Below are 25,079 nucleotides of genomic sequence, written 5' to 3'. Positions count from 1 at the left end.
TAACCTTCGAATGGGAAGGTTTAACGTTCTACAATATTATATACATCCCGGCGGGAAACGTTAAAACGCTTTGCCACCTGACGAATAGCTTCTTTTTTAGGTATCCCTGTATCTACAAGGGCTTGCACAGCATCTACATAAGATACTGGTTCATCCACCACTTCACTAGTATCAGACTCCACTGTATCAGCACCGCCTACAATGAGGACGAATTCTCCTTTATAGGTGAGTTGTTCGAAATTCTTTACAAGACTTTCCAAATCAGTGCGTACAAAGGTTTCAAACTTCTTCGTCAATTCCCTTGCCACCGTAATGGAACGATTGCCAAAGGCTTCATACATATCTTCTAACACCTCTTGCAATCGATGTGGTGCTTCGTAAAACAGCAAGGTGCTCGTCACTTGTGAAAGGCGTTGTAATTCTTCAACCCGATGTTTACCCCGTTTAGGCAAAAACCCCGCAAAGGTAAAGGATTTAGTATCTAAACCTGATGCAATAAGCGCTGTTAACGCTGCATTAGCACCTGGCAAAGGTACTACAGTTATGCCTTCTTCAATAGCCTTTATTACAAGATCTGCCCCTGGATCAGAAATGGCAGGCATGCCTGCATCACTGACACAAGCTACCGACTGTCCTTCTAATAAGAGCTCTATAATATAGGTCCCCTTCTCCTTATTATGTTCATGATAAGAAATCAAAGGCTTTTTAATGTCAAAATATTTTAATAATATACCCGTATGTCGCGTATCTTCGGCAGCGATAGCATCTACTTCACCTAAGATACGAACTGCCCGATACGTTATATCTTCTAAATTACCTATCGGTGTGGGCACTAAAAATAAGGTGCCCCATTTGTTATCGTTCATACCAAGAGGACACCTCCTTCGTGTACACATTCGGTTTTTCATAAACGATAAGCGGTTGCTCCAGTACAAGACCAGCCTGACCTTGGTACATAGCCTCAATCAAAACTAATTTTGCCGGCTTATCCATCATACCATGAACAAACCGAATTCGCTTTACTTGAAAGTGTAACGCTTCCAGTTCATGTAGCACATATTGTAACCGGCTAGCACTATAGACCATCCACAAACGACCTTTACACTTAATAAAGGCCTGTACGGCTTTTATAACCTCTTTTAGAGATGTATGACCATCATGAAGGGCTAATGCTCTTTCTTCAGATGTAGGCTTTGCTCCACTTTCACAATCATAAAAGGGCGGATTAACAATAACACCATCAAAAGGCTTGTCTTGTACGTCACGGTATGACATATGCCGATAATCGCCACATAACATCGTTACCACATCTTGTTTATTATTATGCTCAACACTACGCTGAGCCAAATCGATGATAGTTTCGTTAATATCGATACCCGTTATATGCCCCGCCCCTAATGACGTGCCTATAAGCGGCATAACCCCTGTCCCCGTTCCAAGATCAACATAGCTATGACGACCATTAAATCGGCAAAAATGTATAAGCGCTATAGCATCAAAGGAAAAGCGAAACATATCAGAACGCTGGTAAAGCTGTAAGCCATCTATAATTAAATCATCAAGTCGTTCTTGATTATTCATCAGGCAATGCCACCTCGGACCATTTCAAATCGATAGTACGGCCCGCTTCGAGCTGTACCTTTACAGTATGCTTATGATGATTTACCTTTAAAACTTTACCAATACCTTCGTCGGTAACAACCTCTTTACCAATGCCAGGAGGTGCTACCTCTTGAGGAGCTTGAGGGCGTTCCTTTTTCACATATAGGTCGCCACCTTTTTTATATAAATCATCTTCGTAGTTAAGGCAACACATTAATCGACCGCATACGCCAGAAATTTTTGTAGGATTAAGACTCAAGTTTTGATCCTTTGCCATACGAATCGATACAGGTGTAAAATCACCTAAGAAATTAGAGCAGCACAAAGGTCGTCCACAAGCGCCGATACCATTAAGTACTTTGGCTTCATCACGGACACCCACTTGGCGTAACTCGATACGCGTTCTAAATACAGTTGCCAAATCCTTAACGAGCTCACGGAAGTCGATACGGCCATCCGCAGTAAAAAAGAATATAATTTTATTCATATCAAATGTGTATTCCACATTGATGAGTTTCATTGGTAATTTACGTTTTTCAATTTTTTCGAGACAAATCTCAAAGGCTTTTTCTTCGCGCTCTTTATTCTTCTCGATTTGTTTCAAATCTTTAGAGGTTGCCTGTCTGATAACAGGCTTAACAGGGGCAACAACAGAGTCCTCAAAGACCTCTTTAGGTCCAATCACAACCGTGCCGTATTCTACACCACGAGCTGTTTCAACGATAACTCCATCCCCAACAGATAGTTCTAATTGTTCAGGCTGAAAATAATAAATCTTTCCCGCCTTTTTAAAGCGTACGCCAACTATGGTTAGCATTTAATCCTCCTCCCGAGCATCATGAAGGGCGATACAGAGACCGTCCACCACGAGAGCGGTTTTTATATGTAAGCGCAAAGCCCGTTCTGCTTGCAATGTTTCGGTAATAACCTCTGACAATGCTTGCATAGACCAACGCGGTAATAATCGTAATAATTGAGTTTTGTACATAGGTACTTGTAATTGCATGTCTTGAGCCCCCATTTTAAGAGCCATCATATCTCTACTTATAAGGCGTAACCAGTGCATCAATTCCGTTAGATTTTCACGAGATAAGCTTTCACAAGCTAAGGAAATCATAGAAAACCATCGTGTTTCAAAGGCCAACATATCCATTACCTTAACGGCTAACTCCAGCATTTCGATGCGACCTTGTGTCGCCAGTTTCTCCACTAATTGTGGATTACCATGACCAGCTAACAAAGCCTGCTCTAAATCACCGGTGACTCCACGAGCTACAAGAGCGTTGCGAATCGTATCTACATCAACACTATTAAAACCAACGCCCATACATCGAGAAATGATGGTAGGCAATACAGTGTTAATCTTGTTCGTAATAATGATGAAGTACACCTGTTCAGGTGGTTCTTCAATGGTTTTTAACATGGCATTTGCCATGACTGCATTGGCTGTGTGAAAGTCCTCCACAATGACAACGCGGTTTCCATTGCCCGCCACAGACAGATGATCTTGTAATAATGAATACCACTGCTCTACCTTTAAGGTTGTTTTCATAGGGCGAATCCAAAAGGCATCACCCTTATCCATATAGATTGGTAATCCTTCGGTTTCGATACGTTTTTCCGTATCCCCATTTGCCAAACGGGCTTCCTTAACCGCTGCTAAATAAGCTTCCCCCTTGGGTTGAGAGAACACTTGACGCCCTAGTAATAAAGATGCTAGGCCTATGGCCATATCTAATTTGTCAAGTCCAGATTCACCATAAAACAAGAGACTATGCGGTAATGCATTACGACTTACAAGTTCAGATAGGTGTGCCTTAATCGAATCTTGACCAATTATAGAATCAAAATATGTCATAGCGCCTCCTATCAATACATGCCCAATATTAATATTATATAGGAAAAAGGCGACTTTTAAAAGAGTCGCCTTTTTTAAGGTAGTAGATTTACTACTGCTTTATATACATCATTATGAATTTCTTCAATAGTACGCAACGTATACTGACTAGACTCAGCTTTATCAGCACAAGGTATACGGTGCCATTGATAACGCTCTACTAATTCTTCATACGCATCGTGAACGGCTACTAAATATGCATGATTTCCTTCGTGAATATCACCAGTATGGCCCCCAGTTTTACCAGTACGCTCCGCCATAAGGGCTTCGCTCACTTCAAGAGGCATATCTAAAAGGCATACCGCATCAGGTTTAGGCAAGCCAAATTTTTGGAACTCAAAATCTTCAAGCCAATCTAAAAATGCAGTCCGTTCCTTCGGATTATCATATTTTACCATTTGGTGTACCATGTTTGATGTGGTGTAACGATCTGCAATGATGATGCCACCATTTTTGTAAAACTGTTCCCAATCAGTTCTAAAGGAAGCAAATCGATCGATGGCGTACATGGAACTTGCCACATAAGGATTTACATCATGTACATCTTTGCCAAATTCACCGGCTAAATACATTTTGATAGGCATAGCGGCGCCGCTATCATAGTTTGGAAAACTCACAGACTTAACGGCATGCCCTTCTTTGATCAAGCGCTCTACTAAGAGTTTAGTTTGTGTAGCCTTGCCGCTGCCGTCTCCGCCTTCTAATATAATCAAAGTCCCCATAATTACTCCTGTAACACCCAAATTGTTTCCAATGTCATATCATCAGCCCCATTCGGTACATAACCTAGAGCCTTGCGATTCTCTATATATTGTAACACAGAGTCACTAATCTCTTCACCTACTGCTACACATGGAATACCTGGTGGATAATAAGCAATGGTCTCCCCTGCAATGCGATGAAGTGCTTCTTTTAATGGTACTTGCTCACGATTTGCATACATAGCATTACGAGGGGTAACACAAACTTGAGGTTCTGGTAGCAAAGCAGACTCGCTGCTAGGTTCATATAAGCCCGCTACATCTATGCTTCTAATTCTTGAAGAATCTCTTAGTACATCATCACTCACAGCTCGAACAGCCTTAATAAGGATATCTACAGATTCTTTAGTGTCACCAATTGTAATAAGTACTAACACATGATTTGCTTGTACTAACTCCACTTCGATACGATGATTACGCAATAAATGTTCAAATTCTACACCTGTTAAACCTAAGCCTTTTGCATCGATTAGCACCTTAGTAGAATCATAGTTTATTATGGTCTCTTGAATATCTGTATATTCCATAGTAGCAATACCAAAAATTGTATTGAGTTTCTCGCGTAAATATGCGCTCAACTCTACTGCTCGCCTTACTAAATCTTTACCTTCTGTGGCTAATTGATGGCGCGCCATATCTAAGGAAGCCAGAAAAATATAGTTTGGGCTCGTACTTTGTAGCATTTGATGCATTTGCGTAATACGCCGCTTATCAATTTTTTTACCTTGCCCTAATAGCCAAGATGTTTGTGTCAAAGAGCCAACAGATTTATGTGTACTTTGTGCCACTAAATCTGCTCCAGCCTCTATAGCCTCTACAGGCAATTTTTCAGAAAATGGCAAATGAGGACCATGAGCTTCATCAACCAGAACAATAAGGCCCCTCTTATGAGCTTCTTTTACAATACTAACAATATCTACACCTATGCCATAATAGTTTGGATAGACTAAAAGAATTGCCTTTGCTTCAGGATAAGTATCCATCGTTATAATAGCATTTTTTAAAGATACTCCTAATGGAATTCCCCATCGTTCATCAAAATTGCAGTCCATATATACTGGTTTGGCCCCAGATAAAACAAGACCACTGATAACGGAGCGATGCGCCTCCCGAGGAATGATAATGGTTTCATCAGGACCTACAGTGCCCATGATCATAGCTTCAATCAAAGCTGTAGTGCCATTAATAGAAAACCAACAGTGCTCAGCGTCATATAGTTCAGCCGTTAAATCTTGCGCTTCTTTTAACTCTCGTTCGGGCTCATGTAAATCATCTAAGGCATACATAACGCCTAAATCATAGGGTAACGCTGGCCCCATCCAGTCCTTTAATAAGATAGGTGCTTCACCACCTATCTTATGTCCTGGCGTATGAAAGGGCACAAAATGTTGATCTTTATATAATTCTAAGGCCTCTACAAAAGGCATTTTATCTTGATTACTCATACGTACCTCGTAAAAAGGGCATGAATCTCTATGAGACTCATGCCCTTATGCATGTATTTATCGATGTGGACGACGTTTAGGATTGAATTGATTCATCCCTTTATCGATGCCCATCTCTAAGGTTCCTAGTACAGCTTTCACCGTATCCTTGATACCTTTTTGTACTTTCTCTTGCGACTCTTCACTAAATGGTGCTAAAACGTGATCAATGACAGTCCATTGTGGTAACGGACGTCCAATTCCCACGCGGAATCGAGGAAAATTTTCTGTTCCTATATGGGAAATTAAGGATTTAATCCCATTATGTCCACCCGAACTACCATTTGGTCGAATACGCAACTTGCCTACGGGTAAATCCATGTCATCATAGATACAATACACATCAGATGGATCAATTTTGTAGTACCGCATTAACGGTCCTACAGACTCACCACTTAGATTCATAAATGTTTGCGGCTTTACAAGCAATACTTTTTCACCATCTACGGTAATACTGCATACCTCAGCACGTTGCTCCTCTCTCCAAGGCGTGTGAGAGACACTATCGGCAATGGCATCAATAACCATAAATCCAATATTATGTTTTGTCTTTTCGTATTGCTTGCCGGGGTTACCGAGGCCTACTACTAATTTCAAAAATCACCTATTATTTATCAAATAAATTACTTACAGACACTTCATGGAAGATACGCATAATTGCTTCACCCAACAATGGAGCTACGGATAATTGCGTAATATTTGGTAAGTTGCAATTTTCCGGCAATGGAATAGTATTAGTAACGATAAGTTCCTTAATATTGGAATTTGCAATTCGTTCACTTGCCGGATCTGTCAACACTGCATGTGTAACAGCGGCGGTAACGGATTTAGCACCGAATTCTTCCAATGCTTTAGCACCTTCAACCAAGGATCCAGCCGTATCTACGATATCATCGATAATAATACAGTTTTTACCTGCCACATCACCAATGAGATTCATAACTTTAGCCACACCTGGTTCAGGGCGTTTTTTCTCAATGATTGCAATCGGTGCACCAATGCGGTCAGCCAAATCACGAGCTCTTGTAACACCTCCAAGGTCAGGAGATACAACGATAACATCTTCCATATTTTTTTCATTGATATATTTAGCTAAAATAGATGCGCCGAACAAATGATCTACAGGCACATCAAAGAAACCTTGAATTTGGCCTGCATGCAAATCAATTGTTACAAGACGTGTAATACCTGCCGTTTGCATCAAATTAGCTACTAGCTTAGCTGTAATCGGCTCACGACCGCGAGTCTTACGGTCTTGGCGAGCATAGCCATAGTAAGGAACTACTGCAGTGATATGACGTGCAGAAGCGCGTTTTAATGCGTCAGCCATAACCATGAGTTCCATTAAATTATCATTTACAGGATAGCTAGTTGGTTGAATGATAAATACATCTTTGCCACGTACGCTTTCATCAATCATTATTTGCACTTCGCCATTATTAAAACGACCTACAAATGCTTCACCTAAAGGCAACCCTAAATAATCACAAATTTCCTTTGCCAATGCAGGATTTGCATTACCTGTGAAAATCTTGAGTTTTTTGCCATCTTCAAATGCCATTTTGTTACCCTTTCATTTGCTCCTATACTGGTTACTTATCCATAATCTATACATTACAGATACACACTATTGCCTTTTTATTGTATACTATTTTGACCTAATTGTGTTAAAAAATATGAGATTTTTTTTATTTCTTTTTGAAAGTATCCTCTGTTACCCAATTTTCTTTCACAATTTGCTTGCTACGACCTACCGCCAATGCCTTATCTGGTACGTTTTTAGTAATAGTAGAGCCCGCACCCACATAACTATAATTACCTACTGTTACAGGGGCAACTAAATTACTATTACAACCAACAAATGCGCCATCACCGATTGTAGTACGATGTTTAACTTTACCATCATAGTTTACAGTAATAGTACCACATCCAATATTAACACCAGCACCTACATCGCTATCGCCGATATAGGAAAGATGTGGGAACTTAGTCCCCTCCCCAACATTAGAATTTTTAACTTCTACAAAGTTACCTACATGAACCTTGTTGCCTAGAACTGTATTTGGACGCAAATGAACATATGGGCCTACATCTACACCGTCTTTTACTTCACAGTCATGACCATATGTGAAGTGAATAATCGTATCATTACCAACTTTTACATTCGTCAAACGAGTATGTGGTCCAATTTCACAACGTTCACCAATCACGGTGTCACCTTCAAGGATTGTACCAGGATGTAAAATGGTATCCGCTCCTACGGTTACCTCTGGAGCTACATAAGTGTTATCTGGGTCAATAATTGTTACCCCTGCAGTCATTAACTCAATATTTTTACGATGTTTCAAAATAGATTCAGCTTCCGCTAATTGCAAGCGAGAATTTATACCTAAAGACTCTTCAAAATCTTCAGTCATATATGCGCTCACTGTATCGCCACCATTTACGAGAATACCAACTACATCAGTAATATACAATTCACCTTGCGCATTATCATCAGATAGCTGATCTAAGCAAGGCCATAATTTTTTACTATCAAAAGCGTACATACCTGTATTTACTTCTTGAACCGCTAATTCTTCTGGCTTGCCATCTTTCTGCTCTACGATGCGAACTACGGAACCAGCTTCATTGCGAATGATACGTCCATAACCAGTTGGATCGGGCATATGAGCAGTTAAAATTGTAGCTGCTGCACCAGAATTTTTATGTTCTTCTAAAAGTGCTTCTAAGCTTTCTTTTGTAACTAGAGGAGTATCACCGCATAACAATAAGATTGTACCATCATAATCACCAAGTACAGGTTGAGCCATTTTAACTGCATGGCCTGTACCATTTTGTTCTTCTTGACGAACAAATTCAGCGCGCTCCCCCAAGTAATTTTGTACTGCATCGCCGCCAAAACCAACGATAACAACATCGCGATTGGTACCAATGGATTGAACTGTTTCAAGAACGCGCTCTACCATCGCCTTACCGCCAACCTTGTGTAATACTTTTGGCAATTTAGACTTCATACGCGTGCCCTTACCAGCAGCTAAAATAAGGCTTGCAATATTCATAGTAATCTCCTATCTGTTATCTCTTATATCTCTAACCCATTTTAAATATTGTTTACGTCATTATTTAGCCCATAGACCAATACTCAATATAAACTATATTGTATCAGCCTACAATATTCTAAATATTAATGATCTACTCTTCATCTAACACAGGCTCTATACTAATTTCCTTCGTATTTTCATCGATGCCATAAAAAGTAAATAGTGATTCATAATCATCAATCAACTTCGGACTTGGTTCAGCTGTAGCTACAAGAACACCTGTGCCAACAACGACACCGCTCATTTCAAGTACTAATTCCTTAAGTCCCTTAGCAGTACCGCCAGCTTTCATAAAGTCATCGATAATTAACACCTTCGCATTGGGAGGAATTGCCCGTTTAGTTAGCGTCATAGTCTGAATGCGCCCAGAGGATCCTGTTACATAATTAATGCTAATAGCAGAACCTTCTGTTACCTTACTATCACGTCGAGCAATAACAAGTGGTTTATTAAAAGCTCTCGCTACCATTACAGCCAAAGGAATCCCCTTTGTTTCAACAGTCAAAATATAGTCCGGTTCACGATCCACGAAACGAGTCATAATAATCTCACCCAGACGTGTCATTACGTGCCAATCATATAAGATATCAGACATATAAATAAAACCACCTGGAATGATGCGATCTGGCTCCATTAAACGAGCTTGCACATCGCGTAGAATATCGTTCGCTTGTGTGCCCTTGCGATGCGGAATAAATCGTACCCCACCAGCTACACCGGCCACCGTTTCTAAGGTCCCCAGTTGAAAGTGTTCCATAGACTGCCTTACACATGTTAAATCTTCACTAACCGTTGATTTAGCCATGCCAAAAAAGTCGCAAAAGTAATTTAAAGGAATCAATTTTTGCGGTGAATCAACTAACAGTTTTGTCATTGCCACCATTCGTTCTACACGCCGTACTTTATCCATAGGGTTATCCTTTACCATTCATCATATAACTATTGAGTATACTCATCAATTTAACATCATGAGTCATCATCATATATCTATATTATACCATAATTTCCGAATATTCGAGGTTTTGAATACATTATAATTCGGTAAAAGAAAAACTCTCTAGCATTTTATACAAGAATATGATTTTAGTCTATAAACCTATCATATAGTTATATAAAGCTAGAGAGTCATCATTATAAAATATAAACCTTTACAGATTGACGTCCAAACTGCAATGCTTCTGCACGAGAATCAAAAGCTAAATCAATGCGATGCCCTTTAATAGCACCACCTACATCGTCAGCTACAGCGTAGCCATAACCTTCAATATATAATCGCGTTCCCAAGGGGATTAATTTAGGGTCTACAGACACAAGTCCCTTCCGTAGACGACTACCTGTAGCTGTATATTTTCCGTTGCCAGGATCTTGAGATGAATAACCACTAGCCTCCATCGTTAAAACTTTAGAGTATTTATTAGGCACTCCATTATGATTGCGTTCTGTGCCATGGCCACCATAACGAGTCTCCATCTTTTCCAAAGCATTCATCGTAGCAGGACCAACACGACCATCTACAGGGAGCCCTTTAGATTTTTGAAATTTTCGAACAGCCTGTTCTGTATTATGACCGTAAATGCCATCTATAGAATCATGTAAAAAACCTTGATGCTTTAACATAGTTTGCACCTTACTAACATGATGCCCTCGTTGCCCCCGATCAATAGTTTTTGCTAATGATACAGAGGATACTATTACAATCATACAAACAAGCGTACATGCAATAATTATTTTTTTTATCATATACACCTCTCCTTACAACAAGTAGTATACTATATAGTTTTAAATAATCCATAAATCATATTGAGATTGTAATATGAAAAATGCATATATTTAGCTATTAATAAAGATCTCAAACGATGTATCACATATATATCATAAGAATATAGGGTAACAATGAAAAATCTCCACTGTATACTGATAAAGTTTTCATTTAGAATTATTCTTCTAAATTTGATACTGTTCAGACTACAATGGAGATTTAATATATTTATTTAATGTTAACAGTTATGATATACACCGATATGGCATTCCTTACAATTCGCACCAACAATTCGTAAGAATATATAGCCAAGTACTGCAGAGGTTAAGGAGCCTAAAATTACGCCACCTTTAGCCATTTCTTGAGCATGTCCTGGCGCAAATGCCAAAATAGATACGAAGATACTCATTGTGAAACCGATACCACATACAATAGCAGTACCATATACATGCTTCCAATTTGCTCCTGTTGGCATTGGTACAAGACCACATTTTACCATAGCAAATACGGCACCGAAGATACCAAGTTGTTTACCAAGGATAAGCCCTAATGCTACCCCAAGTACTACCGGATGCGTCAAATCATTTATAGATACGTCACGTAAATCTACGCCGGCATTGAAGAAGGCAAATATTGGTACAATTAAGAAACTAACCCAGTTAGATAATAGGTGTTCCCAATGTTGCATCGGACGAACATACTTACGACCGCGCTTACCTTTTGAAGGAATTGTCATCGCCAAGATTACACCAGCCATAGTTGCATGTAAGCCAGATTTTAATACACAATACCAAAGGATAAAACCTAAAATGATATATGGTAAAGGTCTAACATAGCCTTGTTTGTTGCAGTAAATTAACGCACCTACAACTACTGCTGCAGCTACTAAATAGAATGTTTGTATGCTTGCAGCATAGAAAATAGCAATTACAATAATAGCCATTAAATCATCAATAACAGCGAGAGCTGTTAAGAATACCTTCATCGAGTTTGGCACTCGTGAACCTAAGGCAGAGATGATACCGATAGAGAATGCAATATCTGTAGCCGTCGGTATAGCCCACCCATGAATGTATTCAGGATCAAAACCTGCGATTAAGTAGTAAATGAAAGCTGGTGTAAGAACACCGAACAAAGCAGCAATACCAGGCATTATACGCTTGGCATTTGTATTAAGCTCACCTGCTACTAACTCACGCTTAACTTCGAGACCCACAAATAAGAAAAATATCGCCATCAAAGCATCATTAACCCATTCAAGAATTGTTAAATTACCGATATGATGATTAACAATCTGGAAGTATTGTTCAGATGATGGAGAGTTCGCTAAAATTAAAGCGAGTACTGTTGCTCCTAATAATACAGACGTAGCTGCACCTGGAGAACGTAAGAATACAAATATGCGTTCCATTTGAATCCTTTCTATACTATCAAAAAGATTACCTTATTAGATTCTACCACGTATCTTGCGTATTTGGTAAGCTAAAATTAGAACAATTGCACCTAGTAAACCAGCTACAATAGAACCTATAAAAATCCCTACCTTAGCCATTTCTTGATTTACCCCTGGTGGAAAAGCCAATGTAGCAACAAATAGGCTCATAGTAAAACCGATACCGCAAAGAATAGAAGTACCATAAATCTCAGGCCAAGTTGTATTTGTAGGCATCTTAATCGCCTTAGATTCAACTAAAATATATACGGCAGAGAATATACCTAATTGCTTACCTAAAATTAAACCTAATGAAACACCCATGATTACAGGATGGAATAAGTTCTCCATAGAAAAACCAGTAAAAGATACACCAGCATTTAAGAAACTAAATAGTGGAATAATTAAGAAGTTTACCCAATTTTTTAAGGCATGAGCCCATTCCTCCATCGGATATACTACATTATCCAAAACTTTACCTTTAAATGGAATCGTCATAGCTAGTACAACACCGGCAATAGTAGCATGAACACCGGACTTTAAAACTAGATACCAAAGAACTAGTCCAAGAACACAGTACGGAAGTGGTCTTAAATAGCCTTGCTTATTAGTATATACCAGTAAACCTATTACGGCAGCAGCAGCTATTAAGTCCATAAAATTGACGCCAGCCCCATAAAAGAGAGCAATAACAACGATAGCAATCAAATCATCAATGATCGCCAAGGCCGCTAAAAAGGCTTTCATCGCTGTAGATACCTTATTACCGAGCATCGTAATAACACCTATGGCAAATGCAATATCTGTAGCGGTTGGAATCCCCCAACCATGTCTATATTCTGGCATATATCCAGCGGCAAAATAATATACAATTGCTGGCGTAATAACACCTGCAAATGCGGCTAAAACGGGAAGCACACGTTTTGCCTTAGTATCGAGTTCACCAGAAATCATTTCCTTCTTGATCTCTATACCAACATATAGGAAAAAAAGAGCCATTAAAGCATCATTAACCCATTCCAGTATATCCATAGGCCCCAAATATACGTGCATTAAAGAAAAATACTGTTCTGATAGTGGAGAGTTAGCTGTAATAACACCAAGAATAGCAGCAAGTAAGAGCATAATACCGCCAGAAGACTCAGACTGAATAAATGCCTTTATATAATTCATAGTAACTACCACTTTCTCAATTATAAAATAAATACAAATTTTACTACATAAAATCCTAACTAATATATATTATTTTATCATCTTAGTTCGAAATAAATCAATAAACTAATAATGAACCTCATTGATTAAGTGTATAAAATATACAATGAATTAATGATTAAATCCTTTGATTAAAGAATAAAAAAGTACAATAAGAGGGACAGTTAAACAAATAGCTGCTATAAGATTTGTAATAGGGTTAGACCAAAGGGGCACAATAAGGCCAAGTAGTAATAAAATGCTACAGCAGATTGGCGCACGCCAAACATGTTTTATGGCAGTTGGAGTTTTAGATTCTGAAGTACTATATTTTAGAAATTTCTTTTTAATAGTCATCATAATGCCAGTCACAATACCTATAATAAGAACGATATCCCAGATGGCCCATAATATTTTAAGTTCCATTGTATTATGATTGTGAATATGTAGATTAATCATTGTGGTCATACCAGTAAAATACCAAGGAATCGATTTGGTAGAATATATATCTTTAGAAGAATCAGTATATAAATTAGCATATACTGGTTGACCCAAAAACATAGCCGGATCATCATCATTTTCAGCACCTAAATAAAATGCATAATGATAATCGTTAAATTTAGATGGATAATCGATAGATATAAGCTGACGATCAGGATACGCTTTCATAATACGAGAGATAGCTTCAGAGGGCTGCAATACATCAGATTGATCAGCTGAAAGCTCCTGCTTTGCTGTATATAGCACATCTGCATTATAATTGTCATTAGCAATAAAAAATCCACCTATCCATACACCTGTAATGCATAATATACCCCCCCATACAGTGGAAACCATAGCAAATTCTCGATGTAATGTACTTAATTTCATATATTTAGACAATACAGTAGATTTTGCAAAGCTTTTACGAAATGGACCATATAAAAAAATACCAGAAATAATGGATAAACCACATATAAAAGATAAAATCGTTACAATATAAATTCCAGATTTACCAAGATCTAATCGAGTATGTAGTTGATGAAGCGTATGTAATACACTTCGAACCCAAGGATGCGCAGGAGTTTCATGATGCGTAGTAATGAGGGATTTTGTTTTAGGGTTATATAATGCATAATCCCCTCCCATTCCCATACGCGCTGGAGGTGCTACAGTAGCAGATGAATCAATAATACGATAACGTAAAATATCCCCATGTCCCATGGCAGGAGAAATATTCAAAATATCTTTAGACGGATATGTTTTCTTAACTAATAATGCCCCTTCATCAGCATATTTAAAAATAGAGCTTTCGTCTTGAGTCATGACCATTGCGGAAGATGAATGGAATGTTCCTCCCTGGGCCCATGCATTTAACTCAGTCCTAAACATAAGAATAAGTCCTGTGATACAGAACATTAAGAAAAATAGCACAGAAACTATAGAAAACCATTTATGGATATTATATATTTTAGACATATATATACCCCCTTTCTCATTATTTTATACATCCTTTTTAGTATTAATACAATACAATTACCACTATAGGTATATATAGTATAATTAATGTTACTTGAATAAAAAGATTAATATATGATACAATATGTACATCGTGCGGGCGTAGTTCATCGGTAGAATGCGAGCTTCCCAAGCTTGAGAGGAGGGTTCGATTCCCTTCGCCCGCTCCATATATAAAATTCTGTGATATGATATACATCACGGTTATTTTTTTATATAATGATATAATAAATATAGATTTGTATTGTATATTTTTTACAAGGAGTATTCCATGAAATTAAGCGCAAGAAACCAATTAAAAGGTACAATCGTTGAAGTTCAAGAAGGTGCTGTAAACGCAATTGTAAAAATTAATGTAGGTAACGATAACATTCTTACAGCTGATATTACAGTTCAATCCGTAAAAGACTTAGGCTTAGCAGTTGGCAAAGAAGTTGTAGCTGTTATCAAATCCACTAGCGTAATGGTTGGTGTAGAATAATAAAACTAGAGTCGCTTTGGCGGCTCTTTTTTGTATATAAATTAATTTTCTAGTTAATCGATATGAATAAAAATGAGCCATGTAAGCTTTTTTAAAGTAGCTTATAGGGCTCATTTTATGTTTTATATAGTTACTACAATTGAAATTATATATACTGATCTAATTACAAGTATTTGAATTTACTCAACTGCTTTACGGTTCGGTAACATTGGCACGTTGTGCCGCGTTACCGTGTAGATTTACTTTGCCTCCTACCACTAGCCGCGGCTTCCTATCACACTCGCCCATGACAGTATTTAAACAGTCTTTTAATGTACAGTGCTTATTGTAGGGCTTCGTCGAACCTGATGCAATGGACGTATGCGTCGCTACGCTCCTTTACGCCCTATTGCCCTACTTGCTTCCTCACTGTGAATTTTCCTTCACCGCTTCGCAGTTCGGTAAATCTTACGTTCGGAAGAAAGTGATGCAGTGAATCTGTCGTCGTTTCACTCCTCCATCTTCTACTGCCCTACTTTTCCCACGCCGTCTTATATATTACTACCCATAGTTAATACTTGTACAACCTTGGCTGGAGACGGCTCTAGCAGGGTTAGCTAGTCGAAGACTAACAAAAAGAAAAAGGCCTACCTTTAGGTAGACCTTTTTCTTTTAGTCAATCAGCGGCTTCCTATCCTCCCAGGCCGTCTCCAGCCAAGTACTTTCGGCGTTTATGAGCTTAACTACTGTGTTCGAGATGGGAACAGGTGGATCCTCATAGCCATCGCCACTGAATCTGTCAGAGTTTGTACTCTGAAAACCACATAGAAGTATATATTTTTGTTGCACATTCTGCTTAATGTTTTTATTTAAGTAAAGCCCTCGATCGATTAGTACCAGTCAGCTCCAAACCTCACGGCTCTTCCACACCTGGCCTATCTACCATGTCGTCTACATGGGATCTTACTAGCTTATGCTATGAGAAACCTCATCTCAAGGCTGGTTTCACGCTTAGATGCTTTCAGCGTTTATCCGTCCCGAACGTAGCTACCCAACTGTACCCTTGGCAGGATAATTGGTACACCAGCGGTTCGTCCACTCCGGTCCTCTCGTACTAGGAGCAGCCCCCTTCAAGTTTCTTACGCCCGCGATGGATAGGGACCGAACTGTCTCACGACGTTCTGAACCCAGCTCACGTACCACTTTAATCGGCGAACAGCCGAACCCTTGGGACCTACTTCAGCCCCAGGATGTGATGAGCCGACATCGAGGTGCCAAACCTCCCCGTCGATATGGACTCTTGGGAGAGATTAGCCTGTTATCCCCAGGGTAGCTTTTATCCGTTGAGCGATGGCCCTTCCACTCGGCACCACCGGATCACTAAGCCCGACTTTCGTCCCTGCTCGACCTGTCCGTCTCGCAGTCAAGCTCCCTTCTGCCTTTACACTCTTCGAGCGATTTCCGTCCGCTCTGAGGGAACCTTTGGGCGCCTCCGTTACTCTTTTGGAGGCGACCGCCCCAGTCAAACTGCCCGCCTAAGACTGTCCGGCCGGTCGTTACTCGGCCCGTTAGAAATCAATTAATGAAAGGGTGGTATCCCAACAGCGACTCCCCTAAAACTGGCGTCCTAGGTTCTCCGTCTCCCACCTATCCTGTACATTCATTAACTAAGTTCAATCTTAGGTTGCAGTAAAGCTCCATGGGGTCTTTCTGTCCAGTCGCGGGTAACCTGCATCTTCACAGGTACTTCAATTTCACCGGGTCCCTCGTTGAGACAGTGCGCAAGTCGTTACACCTTTCGTGCGGGTCGGAACTTACCCGACAAGGAATTTCGCTACCTTAGGACCGTTATAGTTACGGCCGCCGTTTACTGGGGCTTCAATTCAGAGCTTCGACCGAAGTCTAACCCCTCCTCTTAACCTTCCAGCACCGGGCAGGTGTCAGCACCTATACATCAGCTTTCGCTTTAGCAGGCACCTGTGTTTGTGGTAAACAGTCGCTTGCGCCTCTCTTGTGCCACTCATTCATGCTCCAAGCGCTTCTGCTCTTCACACTACATGAGTCCTCCTTTTCCCGAAGTTACGGAGGCATTTTGCCGAGTTCCTTAACGAGGGTTTTCCCGCGCACCTTAGGATTCTCTCCCCGCCTACCTGTGTCGGTTTTGGTACGGGCGATGTGTCTCTACCTAGAAGCTTTTCTCGACAGTGTAGGATCAATCACTTCGCGACTATTGCTAGTCGCTCGTCATCACATCTCAGCTTTTAGAACTACGGATTTGCCTATAGCTCAACCTACCTGCTTAAACACGCTCTTCCAATCGCGTGCTGACCTACCTTACTGTGTCACTCCATCGCTCAAACGATTCACACCGGTACAGGAATTTCAACCTGTTGTCCATCGCCTACGCTTTTCCGCCTCGGCTTAGGTCCCGACTTACCCTGAGACGACGATCGTTGCTCAGGAACCCTTAGGCTTTCGGTGGAATGGATTCTCACCATTCTTTTCGCTACTCATACCGACATTCTCACTTCTCATCAGTCCACAACTCCTTACGGTACTGCTTCAGCCCGATGAGAACGCTCCCCTACCCATATACATTGCTGCATATGACACGACTTCGGTTTTACACTTTAGCCCCGGACATTTTCGGCGCAGAGTCTCTCGACCAGTGAGCTATTACGCACTCTTTAAATGGTGGCTGCTTCTAAGCCAACATCCTGGTTGTTTTGGAAATTCCACATCCTTCGCCACTTAGTGTAACATTGGGGACCTTAGTCGGTGTTCTGGGCTGTTTCCCTCTTGACAATGGACCTTATCATTCACTGTCTGACTCCCGAGTATAAGTATAGCCATTCGTAGTTTGACTAGGTTCGGTAACCGGTATGGCCCCTAGCCCGATCAGTGCTCTACCGCCTATACTCTCTACCTCGAGGCTAGCCCTAAAGCTATTTCGGGGAGAACCAGCTATCTCCGTGTTCGATTGGCATTTCACCCCTATCCACAACTCATCCCAAAGCTTTTCAACGCTCACGAGTTCGGTCCTCCACACAATTTTACCTGTGCTTCAACCTGGCCATGGATAGATCACTACGGTTTCGGGTCTACTATTACTAACTGAACGCCCTGTTCAGACTCGCTTTCGCTGCGGCTCCATGTGTTCCACTTAACCTCGCTAGCAACAGTAACTCGTCGGTTCATTCTTCAATAGGCACGCCGTCGTCCTGATATATATACAGACTTCGACTGTTTGTAGACATACGGTTTCAGGTTCTCTTTCACTCCCCGCCAGGGGTTCTTTTCACCTTTCCCTCACGGTACTATGCGCTATCGGTCGATATCAGTATTTTGGCTTGGAGGGTGGTCCCCCCTGCTTCCCACAAGGTTTCACGTGTCTCGTGGTACTCTGGATACAGTCCCATGTATGCAAGGTTTCGATTACAGGGCTTTCACCTTCTGCGGCTGAGCTTTCCAGCTCCATTCTTCTACCTCATTTACACTTGATGACTGTCCTCAACCCCGGTGCGGTTGCCCGCTCCGGTTTGGCCTCTTTCCCGTTCGCTCGCCGCTACTAAGAAAATCTCGTTTGATTACTGTTCCTCCGGGTAATTAGATGTTTCAGTTCCCCGGGTGCCCTCCTCATAGTCTATGCTATGGGTGACAGTGCATAACCACTGCCGGGTTCCCCCATTCGGATATCTACGGGTCAAAGATTGCTTGCATCTCTCCGTAGCTTATCGCAGCTTACCGCGTCCTTCTTCGGCTGATATCGCCAAGGCATCCACCGTACGCCCTTAAAATCTTTACTTATTTTACATCTTCTGATGAAAATCTTTTCGATTTTATTGACATGCATTAGATACATTGTCGTTTTTTGTAGCCGTACATTTTCATGTACGTCACCATTAAGTCAGAGAATTATTTCCTATGTGCTCGGGTCAACCTACTTAGAAATTCTAAGAGATGACCTTACAAATATATATTAATTCTTCTATGCAGTTTTCAAAGAACAAATCTGTCGATAAATTCCGTGTTACTCGTCGTTGCACTTGTCTTGCTCATCTAGCATACTTCCAGTATGCGTCGATTTCGCAATCCTACGTGCGCCTAGATTAACGCGTAATTTATACGCCATATTAAATTGAGAAATCTATTACAGATCTCTCAAAACCAAACAATGATAAGTGTGTAAGTACAGCTAGCGCTTATGCTACGTCTACTTACTCGCCAAAGTGTCGACCTAAGTGACATCCAAGCTCTTGGCTCGGTGTATGTCTCCCTAGAAAGGAGGTGATCCAGCCGCACCTTCCGATACGGCTACCTTGTTACGACTTCACCCCAATCATCGACTTTACCTTAGACGGCTGGCTCCCGAAGGTTACCCCACCGGCTTTGGGCACTTCCGACTTTCGTGGTGTGACGGGCGGTGTGTACAAGGCCCGGGAACGTATTCACCGCAGTATGCTGACCTGCGATTACTAGCGATTCCGACTTCACGTAGGCGAGTTGCAGCCTACGATCCGAACTGAGAGAGTGTTTCTCGGGTTTGCTCCATCTCGCGATCTCGCTTCCGTCTATTAACTCCCATTGTAGTACGTGTGTAGCCCAGGTCATAAGGGGCATGATGATTTGACGTCATCCCCGCCTTCCTCCGCATTGTCTGCGGCAGTCTCTCATGAGTTCCCACCCGAAGTGCTGGCAACATAAGATAGGGGTTGCGCTCGTTGCGGGACTTAACCCAACATCTCACGACACGAGCTGACGACAACCGTGCACCACCTGTTTTCTGGCTTCCGAAGAAGAGGAACTATCTCTAGTTCTGTCCATCAATGTCAAGACCTGGTAAGGTTCTTCGCGTTGCGTCGAATTAAACCACATACTCCACCGCTTGTGCGGGCCCCCGTCAATTCCTTTGAGTTTCAACCTTGCGGTCGTACTCCCCAGGCGGGGTACTTATTGCGTTAACTCCGGCACAGAAGGGGTCGATACCTCCTACACCTAGTACCCATCGTTTACGGCCAGGACTACCGGGGTATCTAATCCCGTTCGCTCCCCTGGCTTTCGCGCCTCAGCGTCAGTTTTCGTCCAGAAAGTCGCCTTCGCCACTGGTGTTCTTCCTAATATCTACGCATTTCACCGCTACACTAGGAATTCCACTTTCCTCTCCGATACTCTAGATCAGCAGTTTCCATCCCATCACGGGGTTAAGCCCCGAACTTTTAAGACAGACTGACTGATCCGCCTGCGCGCGCTTTACGCCCAATAATTCCGGACAACGCTTGCCACCTACGTATTACCGCGGCTGCTGGCACGTAGTTAGCCGTGGCTTTCTATTCCGGTACCGTCAATCCTTCTAACTATTCGCAAGAAGGCCTTTCGTCCCGATTAACAGAGCTTTACAACCCGAAGGCCGTCATCACTCACGCGGCGTTGCTCCGTCAGACTTTCGTCCATTGCGGAAGATTCCCCACTGCTGCCTCCCGTAGGAGTCTGGGCCGTGTCTCAGTCCCAATGTGGCCGTTCATCCTCTCAGACCGGCTACTGATCATCGCCTTGGTGGGCCGTTACCCCTCCAACTAGCTAATCAGACGCAATCCCCTCCTTCAGTGATAGCTTATACATAGAGGCCACCTTTCATCTTTCCTCGATGCCGAGGTTAGATCGTATGCGGTATTAGCAGTCGTTTCCAACTGTTGTCCCCCTCTGAAGGGCAGGTTGATTACGCGTTACTCACCCGTTCGCCACTAAAATTGATAGAAGCAAGCTTCCATCGCTCTTCGTTCGACTTGCATGTGTTAAGCACGCCGCCAGCGTTCGTCCTGAGCCAGGATCAAACTCTCCAAGATATCTTGAAGCTATTTGAATAGCTCATTTGTTTTTGTTGTCGCTACATTGAAGTAGCTTTGAATTATGGTTGGTTTTGACTTTGTCAAAACCCGCACTCTGGCATATGTTCAATCATTTTGATTGATTACCTATCATTGTTCAGTTTTCAAAGATCTGTGCCAGTCTACACATTCTTTCGTCGAAGTGTTTCATCAACTGGCGACTTGATTATTCTATCAAGTTAAGCTCATTACGTCAAGTGCTTTTTTTAACTTTTAAGAAGTTTTTTATACTTATCATTTGAGCTGTGTCCTAATGACTTGTATTAGTATAGCATAAATATAATAAACGTCAATATATAAAATTGCTACCTTATCATTTTCATCTTACATTCATCATTTTTTTAACATTCTATATATAATATCTCATTAAAACCCATTTTAACTTGTTAAATACTTCTTTACCCAATTTTTACCTTAAAATATCTATAGTTCTAAAGGAGTATATCTTTTTACCCATATATGATACAAAGCAAGTGCTATCACCATAACCAATGCAGTGAACATATATAAATATTGATAGCCCCACGCACTAGCTAATACTGCAAGTATAACCGATCCAGCACCGACACTTATATCTAAGGCTAGAAAATAAGTTGCTGTTGATACACCCGCACGCTCAATAGGAGCTGATTGTATAGCTAACGCTTGGAATGCAGGTTGTGCTGCACCATAGCCTAACCCCAACAATGGAGCGGTGAATAGAATAGCTAATGGTGTTATAGCTAATCCCAATGCAAATAAGCCTAATATAAATAATCCTAATCCTGTATAGATAATAATTTTTGAACCATATCGAGCATATATTTTTCCTACTATAGGCCGACTAATAATAATCATCAACGCAAAAATAGCAAAGAAAGCACTTCCCCATATTCCTGCCCCCATGCTATTAAGTTCTATAGGTATAAAAACTAAAACACCAGAGTAAGTAAAACCGATAAATAAGCCCATTAAAGCCCAAGGTAAACTTTTATTTTCTATAAACTGGGAAATATGCCAACCTTTATATTTTGATTGTTTAGGTAATGTTAACTCTTTTGATAGGGGAATAATATTACTTAAGACCATGGCCAATCCAGTCATAACCGTTAAAAATATATACAATGCCATACTACCGTATAACGATAAAGCATATAGACCGATAGCAGGGTCCTAAAACCATTGCTATATTTGAAAAGATAGCAAACATATTAACCCCCTCACCTTTTCGATTAGGAGGCAATACTAATACTGCTAAAGTAGCCATCACAGTTGTTCCAAGGGCAAACACAACACCATGTAACCCACGTAGTACAAAAACAGCCTCTAAGGAGGTAGTAAAATTAAATAATCCCATAATAATGAAAAACAAGGCTGTTGATATTAATAGAACAATACGCTTATTAAAACCATCTATTAATCGTCCTGCAAAAATCCTACATAAAATTGTACCAATTTGAAAATATGTCATTGCTAAGCCCGCATCAAGATCGCTGCCACTCAGTTCAGACGTGATTACAATTGGCAATGCCGCTACGAGAACATATTGAGTCATATATAAAATACCACTACTAATACCATAATTAGTAAAAGCAGGGCTCCATAATCTATTTGAATCCATATTTGAATCCATATTTGTATCTCCTTTTATATCGTGTCACCTAGCCATTTTACGCCTCTATCTTATGGAATTCAAGAACAAGCCTCTTTAAATTTTGTATAGTTAAAAATGAATATTATCTGTAATATACCTATACCGTTTTACATAATAAAAGATGGCAAAATAAAAGAACCTCTCTAAAAATAAATCAAGAGAGGTTCTTGTACTTTAATCATTAACACAATAATAATTTATAACTTATTATTGATTACGTACGTCATTTTTATTGCGGCTCTTCCACATAACCCACAAGGATGTAGCTACACAGATAGAGGAGTACGCACCGCTAGCAAAGCCAATAATCATACAAAGAGCAAAGTTCTTTGTAGTATCTCCACCAAATAAATAAAGGGATACACAGGCAAACATAACTGTTGCCAATGTATAGAAACTACGATGAATACTTTGTGTAATAGATGCATTCGCAAGATCTGCAAATGTATCAGAACGCTTGTGAGTATGCGTATTTTCTCGAACACGGTCAAAGATTACTACGGATTCATTCATGGAATAACCTACAACCGTAAGAATGGCAGCTAAGAAGGATGCATCAATCTCTAATTGGAAATAAGAGAAAACACCAAGAACCATAATCAAGTCATGAAAAATGGCAACTAAAGCAGAAATGGCAACCTTATATTCAAAACGATAAGAAATATATAGAGCTAATGCTGCGAATGCTATAACAAGATTTAATAACGCATGTTCTGTAACTTCAGAGCCAATTACAGCACCTACAGTTTCAATACGTTTAACTGTATTGTTACCAATAGATTTAGTCAAAGAATCAACAACAGCTGCACTTTCACTAGACTCAAGATTACGTGTACGAATCATTACGTCTTCGCCAGCTGTATCACCAGTAGTATCACCGGAAAGCTGAATTTGTGCATTTTCAAGATTATATTCTTTTAGAACGTCACGAACTTGACTAACCTCTACAGGTTGATCAAATACAACTTCAACAATAGTACCACCAGTATAATCAATACCAAAGTTAAACCCTTTAGTAAATATGGAAATTAAGCTGATAATAACGAGTGTGGAGGAAATAGCAAACCACCAACGATGATGTTTAATTACGTCTAATGTCATTTGCATTTACCTCCTTTCAAAGATTTAGGTGCAAATGCGTCAGCACTTGTGCTTGGAGAAATATTCGCACCAAACCAGAATGGATGGTTTGTAAAGTTACAATCAATTAATAAGCGCAATAAGAAATGACTCACAGTAATCGCTGTGAACATACTTACCACAACACCTACACCTAAGCTGATAGCAAAGCCTTTTACAGGACCAGATCCTAAAATAGTTAAGATACCAGCTGTAATGATAACGGATACGTTTGCATCAGTAATTGTGGCTAACGCACGGCTAAAACCTGCTTCCATAGCAACCCGCATAGATTTACCGGAAAATACCTCTTCCTTGAAACGTTCAAAGATTAGAATATTCGCATCTACCGCAACACCCATGGATAAGATAATACCAGCAATACCTGGCAATGTCATAGTCGCATTAAAGCCCTTGCCCAACACGAGTAATAAGAGCATAACATATACAAGTAACGCTATATTAGCTACGATGCCAGAAAAACGATATAAAATAACCAAGAAAATCATGATCATTGCAATACCGGCACTGAAGGCTACAACAGATTTATCCTTGGAGTCTTGCCCCAAAGAAGGACCTACTGTACGCACTTCCAATACATTAATTTTAACAGGCAATGCACCGGAACGTAATAAAATAGCCAAGTCTTTAGCTTCTTCTAAACTTTGACTACCAGAGATAGTGGCTTTACCACCTGTAATTGCTTGTTGTACTACAGGATTAGTCAATTCTTTACCATCCAATGTAATGGCAATACGACGACCAATATTTTTAGATGTTAAATCAGCAAATTTCTTAGCCCCTTCATCGCTTAATTCAATAGCAACGAGTGGTTGTTTATTTTGACCTAACTCTTCTTTCGCATCTTTTAAATCATCACCAGTCATAACGGTTTGACCTTGGTCGTTTTTAAATTCCAAGACCGCTGTTTTACCGATACGTTTAATCGCTTCGTCAGGATCTTTTACACCTGGCAATTCAATGATAATACGACGAGCCCCTTCACGTTGTACCAATGGTTCAGACAAACCCATTTCATTAATACGACGCTCTAAGATTTGCTTTGCCCGTTCTACTGCATCATTGTCAGCTGTACCAGTCGCAGAATCTTCTGCTTCCAATACAATATGCGTACCACCTTGTAAATCAAGGCCTTGTTTCAAAGAACCTGCTAAAGGTTGAATACAATACGCAAAGGTACCAATGATAACAGCAATGACTACTAAAAACTTGATAATAGCTTTACCGTTCAAAA

Annotated in this window: 17 protein-coding genes, 1 tRNA gene, 3 rRNA genes and 1 pseudogene; 2 read left to right on the top strand and 20 right to left on the bottom strand. The window is 40.5% G+C overall.

What is annotated here, in order from left to right:
• Positions 1-20: 20 nt before the first annotated feature.
• From rsmI to ACGHIY_RS03025, 14 genes are all read right to left on the bottom strand, one after another.
• A complete protein-coding gene (gene rsmI / locus ACGHIY_RS03090) occupies positions 21-866 on the bottom strand; it encodes a 16S rRNA (cytidine(1402)-2'-O)-methyltransferase (protein WP_278607134.1) in 846 nt (281 codons plus the stop codon).
• Complete coding sequence (locus ACGHIY_RS03085; RefSeq protein ID WP_390525683.1) at positions 856-1,581, bottom strand: tRNA1(Val) (adenine(37)-N6)-methyltransferase; 726 nt, start codon at positions 1,579-1,581, stop codon at positions 856-858. Before ACGHIY_RS03085 ends, rsmI begins: the two co-directional genes overlap by 11 nt.
• Positions 1,574-2,419: a stage 0 sporulation family protein gene (locus ACGHIY_RS03080; protein ID WP_278607132.1), complete on the bottom strand. Its 846-nt coding sequence runs from the start codon at positions 2,417-2,419 to the stop codon at positions 1,574-1,576. Before ACGHIY_RS03080 ends, ACGHIY_RS03085 begins: the two co-directional genes overlap by 8 nt.
• Positions 2,420-3,460: a DNA polymerase III subunit delta' C-terminal domain-containing protein gene (locus ACGHIY_RS03075; protein WP_390525682.1), complete on the bottom strand. Its 1,041-nt coding sequence runs from the start codon at positions 3,458-3,460 to the stop codon at positions 2,420-2,422.
• Between the two features lie 74 nt (positions 3,461-3,534).
• Positions 3,535-4,221 carry a thymidylate kinase gene (locus tag ACGHIY_RS03070; protein WP_295815630.1) on the bottom strand — a complete coding sequence of 229 codons (687 nt, stop codon included), beginning with the start codon at positions 4,219-4,221 and terminating at the stop codon, positions 3,535-3,537.
• A 2-nt stretch (positions 4,222-4,223) separates the two neighbouring features.
• The gene (locus ACGHIY_RS03065) at positions 4,224-5,705 is read right to left on the bottom strand and encodes an aminotransferase class I/II-fold pyridoxal phosphate-dependent enzyme (RefSeq protein ID WP_390525681.1); all 1,482 of its coding nucleotides are present in this window, start codon (positions 5,703-5,705) and stop codon (positions 4,224-4,226) included.
• A 57-nt stretch (positions 5,706-5,762) separates the two neighbouring features.
• On the bottom strand, positions 5,763-6,341 hold the full coding sequence (gene pth / locus ACGHIY_RS03060) for an aminoacyl-tRNA hydrolase (protein ID WP_390525679.1): 579 nt from the start codon (positions 6,339-6,341) through the stop codon (positions 5,763-5,765).
• A gap of 10 nt (positions 6,342-6,351) precedes the next feature.
• Entirely contained in the window at positions 6,352-7,305 is a 954-nt protein-coding gene (locus ACGHIY_RS03055; RefSeq protein WP_004693255.1) for a ribose-phosphate pyrophosphokinase, read from the bottom strand.
• A gap of 127 nt (positions 7,306-7,432) precedes the next feature.
• Positions 7,433-8,806, bottom strand: coding sequence for a bifunctional UDP-N-acetylglucosamine diphosphorylase/glucosamine-1-phosphate N-acetyltransferase GlmU (gene glmU / locus ACGHIY_RS03050; protein WP_390525678.1), 1,374 nt, complete (start codon positions 8,804-8,806; stop codon positions 7,433-7,435).
• A gap of 133 nt (positions 8,807-8,939) precedes the next feature.
• Complete coding sequence (gene purR, locus ACGHIY_RS03045) at positions 8,940-9,758, bottom strand: pur operon repressor (RefSeq protein ID WP_302498444.1); 819 nt, start codon at positions 9,756-9,758, stop codon at positions 8,940-8,942.
• 221 nt (positions 9,759-9,979) lie between these two features.
• Positions 9,980-10,588 (bottom strand): peptidoglycan-binding protein, encoded by a 609-nt coding sequence (locus tag ACGHIY_RS03040; RefSeq protein ID WP_390525677.1) that lies wholly within the window; start codon positions 10,586-10,588, stop codon positions 9,980-9,982.
• 257 nt (positions 10,589-10,845) lie between these two features.
• Positions 10,846-12,018 (bottom strand): Na+/H+ antiporter NhaA, encoded by a 1,173-nt coding sequence (gene nhaA / locus ACGHIY_RS03035; RefSeq protein ID WP_308521682.1) that lies wholly within the window; start codon positions 12,016-12,018, stop codon positions 10,846-10,848.
• A 36-nt stretch (positions 12,019-12,054) separates the two neighbouring features.
• Complete coding sequence (gene nhaA / locus ACGHIY_RS03030) at positions 12,055-13,212, bottom strand: Na+/H+ antiporter NhaA (RefSeq protein ID WP_302498448.1); 1,158 nt, start codon at positions 13,210-13,212, stop codon at positions 12,055-12,057.
• A 150-nt stretch (positions 13,213-13,362) separates the two neighbouring features.
• On the bottom strand, positions 13,363-14,688 hold the full coding sequence (locus ACGHIY_RS03025; protein WP_390525676.1) for a PepSY-associated TM helix domain-containing protein: 1,326 nt from the start codon (positions 14,686-14,688) through the stop codon (positions 13,363-13,365).
• 135 nt (positions 14,689-14,823) lie between these two features.
• Between ACGHIY_RS03025 and ACGHIY_RS03020 the strand changes: the two genes are divergently transcribed.
• Positions 14,824-14,897 (top strand) — tRNA-Gly (locus ACGHIY_RS03020).
• Positions 14,898-14,998: 101 nt separating this feature from the next.
• Positions 14,999-15,208: a molybdopterin-binding protein gene (locus ACGHIY_RS03015; protein WP_302498450.1), complete on the top strand. Its 210-nt coding sequence runs from the start codon at positions 14,999-15,001 to the stop codon at positions 15,206-15,208.
• Between the two features lie 657 nt (positions 15,209-15,865).
• Here the strand turns inward: ACGHIY_RS03015 and rrf are convergent.
• The 6 genes and pseudogenes from rrf to secD form a co-directional block, all read right to left on the bottom strand.
• Positions 15,866-15,982: ribosomal RNA gene (gene rrf / locus ACGHIY_RS03010) — 5S ribosomal RNA — on the bottom strand.
• A gap of 75 nt (positions 15,983-16,057) precedes the next feature.
• A 23S ribosomal RNA gene (locus tag ACGHIY_RS03005) occupies positions 16,058-18,992 on the bottom strand.
• Between the two features lie 475 nt (positions 18,993-19,467).
• Positions 19,468-21,030 (bottom strand): 16S ribosomal RNA (locus ACGHIY_RS03000).
• Together the 16S, 23S and 5S rRNA genes form the textbook arrangement of a ribosomal RNA operon.
• A 465-nt stretch (positions 21,031-21,495) precedes the next feature.
• Positions 21,496-22,672: pseudogene (locus tag ACGHIY_RS02995) on the bottom strand (MFS transporter).
• Positions 22,673-22,912: 240 nt separating this feature from the next.
• Positions 22,913-23,806: a protein translocase subunit SecF gene (gene secF, locus ACGHIY_RS02990; RefSeq protein WP_004695602.1), complete on the bottom strand. Its 894-nt coding sequence runs from the start codon at positions 23,804-23,806 to the stop codon at positions 22,913-22,915.
• Positions 23,803-25,077 carry a protein translocase subunit SecD gene (gene secD / locus ACGHIY_RS02985; RefSeq protein ID WP_390525675.1) on the bottom strand — a complete coding sequence of 425 codons (1,275 nt, stop codon included), beginning with the start codon at positions 25,075-25,077 and terminating at the stop codon, positions 23,803-23,805. Before secD ends, secF begins: the two co-directional genes overlap by 4 nt.
• Between the last annotated feature and the right edge of the window lie 2 nt (positions 25,078-25,079).

This window comes from Veillonella parvula, assembly GCF_042850485.1.
In the GTDB taxonomy this organism is placed as follows: Bacteria; Bacillota; Negativicutes; order Veillonellales; family Veillonellaceae; genus Veillonella; species Veillonella parvula_Q.
The sequence above is the reverse complement of the archived record's forward strand: the minus strand, read 5'-3'. Positions and strand labels throughout refer to the sequence as shown.

Coding starts and splice junctions, on each gene's coding strand:
- ACGHIY_RS03040 (WP_390525677.1), bottom strand. CDS start 10,588: ATGATAAAAAAAATAATTATTGCATGTACGCTTGTTTGTATGATTGTA.
- ACGHIY_RS03065 (WP_390525681.1), bottom strand. CDS start 5,705: ATGAGTAATCAAGATAAAATGCCTTTTGTAGAGGCCTTAGAATTATAT.
- ACGHIY_RS03080 (WP_278607132.1), bottom strand. CDS start 2,419: ATGCTAACCATAGTTGGCGTACGCTTTAAAAAGGCGGGAAAGATTTAT.
- ACGHIY_RS03085 (WP_390525683.1), bottom strand. CDS start 1,581: ATGAATAATCAAGAACGACTTGATGATTTAATTATAGATGGCTTACAG.
- purR (WP_302498444.1), bottom strand. CDS start 9,758: ATGGATAAAGTACGGCGTGTAGAACGAATGGTGGCAATGACAAAACTG.
- ACGHIY_RS03070 (WP_295815630.1), bottom strand. CDS start 4,221: ATGGGGACTTTGATTATATTAGAAGGCGGAGACGGCAGCGGCAAGGCT.
- ACGHIY_RS03015 (WP_302498450.1), top strand. CDS start 14,999: ATGAAATTAAGCGCAAGAAACCAATTAAAAGGTACAATCGTTGAAGTT.
- secF (WP_004695602.1), bottom strand. CDS start 23,806: ATGACATTAGACGTAATTAAACATCATCGTTGGTGGTTTGCTATTTCC.
- ACGHIY_RS03055 (WP_004693255.1), bottom strand. CDS start 7,305: ATGGCATTTGAAGATGGCAAAAAACTCAAGATTTTCACAGGTAATGCA.
- ACGHIY_RS03025 (WP_390525676.1), bottom strand. CDS start 14,688: ATGTCTAAAATATATAATATCCATAAATGGTTTTCTATAGTTTCTGTG.
- nhaA (WP_302498448.1), bottom strand. CDS start 13,212: ATGAATTATATAAAGGCATTTATTCAGTCTGAGTCTTCTGGCGGTATT.
- ACGHIY_RS03075 (WP_390525682.1), bottom strand. CDS start 3,460: ATGACATATTTTGATTCTATAATTGGTCAAGATTCGATTAAGGCACAC.
- rsmI (WP_278607134.1), bottom strand. CDS start 866: ATGAACGATAACAAATGGGGCACCTTATTTTTAGTGCCCACACCGATA.
- nhaA (WP_308521682.1), bottom strand. CDS start 12,018: ATGGAACGCATATTTGTATTCTTACGTTCTCCAGGTGCAGCTACGTCT.
- glmU (WP_390525678.1), bottom strand. CDS start 8,806: ATGAATATTGCAAGCCTTATTTTAGCTGCTGGTAAGGGCACGCGTATG.